Source organism: Gemella haemolysans (assembly GCF_001553035.1).
Classification (GTDB): domain Bacteria; phylum Bacillota; class Bacilli; order Staphylococcales; family Gemellaceae; genus Gemella; species Gemella haemolysans_B.
In genome coordinates, this window is sequence record NZ_KQ959986.1 from 1 (window position 1) to 1712 (window position 1712).

The following is a 1712-nucleotide window of genomic DNA, read 5'->3' on the forward strand; positions in this document are numbered from 1 at the left end:
CAAAACTGTACATTCTTATTTTATCATTCTCAGATATTGCAATAATTTAACTTTTATGCTACAATGAGCATATACTAAATTTAGGAAGGAGTCAAAATGAAAATACTAAATATTATCGTTGGTGTTTTTTACTTAATCTTCGGATTATTCTTATGGAATCATCCTTTAGATACAATTGCTACATATTCAATTGCATTTGGGATAACACAATTATTAGCTGCCAGTGCACTCTTAATTTATAGCTTATATAAAAAGGTAAAACCTATTCCTTGGGGAAATATATTAGTATCCCTTGCAATTGGACTAAGTATGTTCTTAGTACCATTTGTTTCATTAATAGTTATTTTATGGATATTTATTTTTAGTTTTTTAAGTATGTCAATATTTCACCTTCAAAGCCTACTTAGAAACAGGGACCAAAAATGGTATATGATACAGATAGCTCTAGCAGTTTTAGGTATCATTTATTCTTTTATTATGTTATTAAATCCTATTGTAGGATTTGCAACTATAGCTAAAATATTAGCATTTGGAGTCATAACAAACGGTTTATCATATATTTTTTCGTTAAATAAAAATTAGCATAAAAAGTGTCTGAAAATATATTTTCAGACACTTAGATTGTTGACAAAAATACCGAAATATCAAGCTAGTATTGATGTTATGGTATTTTTTTTCAAAAAAAATAAGCCTTAAGGCAAAAATCCAGTAGTATTTAGTAGTATTAAGAGGGTTTATACCTCTCTTAATGCGATTGTTTTCATATTTTGGACGCAACAAGACAGCCAAGCGTACGACTGTACTTTGGCTTTTCCTCTATATCGTGCATACCTGTATCCGTGATTTTGTTTAGAATCCGCAAAGCTACGTTCTATTGTTTCTTTTCTTCTCTTATACAATAGTTTTCCTTCTTTTGATATACGTCTTAACCTAGCTTCATCATAATAATCCGCATTTATATGACGTCTTATTATTTTCTTTTCGTTTTTATCATCACTCTTATATTGTTTATATCCATTTCTATCAATGTTTCTGTATCTAAATATTTCTCCTGTTCGTTTATCCACATATATATCTTTTTCATGTAAGTATTTAAAATATTTGTTATCTTTTGATCTTGAGAATCTTCTATATCCTATTACTGAAAATATATTTTTTTTATCTAACTGTTTTAGTATGTCTAGAGAATAATATCCGCTATCTAACGCAACTTTACCTGGTATTAATCCAAAGGTTTTTTCTATCTGATTTAGTCTATCTATATACGGACCGCTATCATGAGTATTACCTGGAGTTATATGGCAATCTATAATTATATTGTTTTTCCCATCGACAGTTCTATGGTCTAAATACATAAAACCTTCTTCTTTATGGTCTCTGTGATAATATCCACTATCCGGATCGGTAGTGTTAATTTTCTGCTTTTTTACAACTTGTTCCTCTTTGTACTCAAAAGGCTTTTTTCCTTTTTTGTTTCTCTCTTCATTTATTTCTTTTTCTAAATCTAATTTTCTTTTTTTTATTTTTGTAGTTACTTCAACTTTGAATTTCTTTTTATTTGCGTTGGCTTTAATATGTGTTGAATCAGTAAAAAACTCATTACCACCTACTAGTTTCTTTTCTATTGCTTGATTTACTATATTAATAAATATTTGTTCGAACACATCAGTTCCTTGGAAACGTCGAATATAGTTTTGTGAAAATGTAGAGTA

The 1712-nt window shown here is 28.4% G+C and carries 2 protein-coding genes; one reads left to right on the forward strand and one right to left on the reverse strand.

Annotated elements, in window-relative coordinates; all coding sequences use genetic code 11:
* Positions 1-96 precede the first annotated feature (96 nt).
* Complete coding sequence (locus HMPREF3186_RS07335) at positions 97-582, forward strand: DUF308 domain-containing protein (protein ID WP_003147523.1); 486 nt, start codon at positions 97-99, stop codon at positions 580-582.
* A gap of 152 nt (positions 583-734) precedes the next feature.
* On the opposite strand, the gene HMPREF3186_RS09065 is transcribed toward HMPREF3186_RS07335, so the two are convergent.
* Positions 735-1712: transposase (locus HMPREF3186_RS09065; protein ID WP_156438992.1), on the reverse strand; the 978-nt coding region annotated here is incomplete at its 5' end.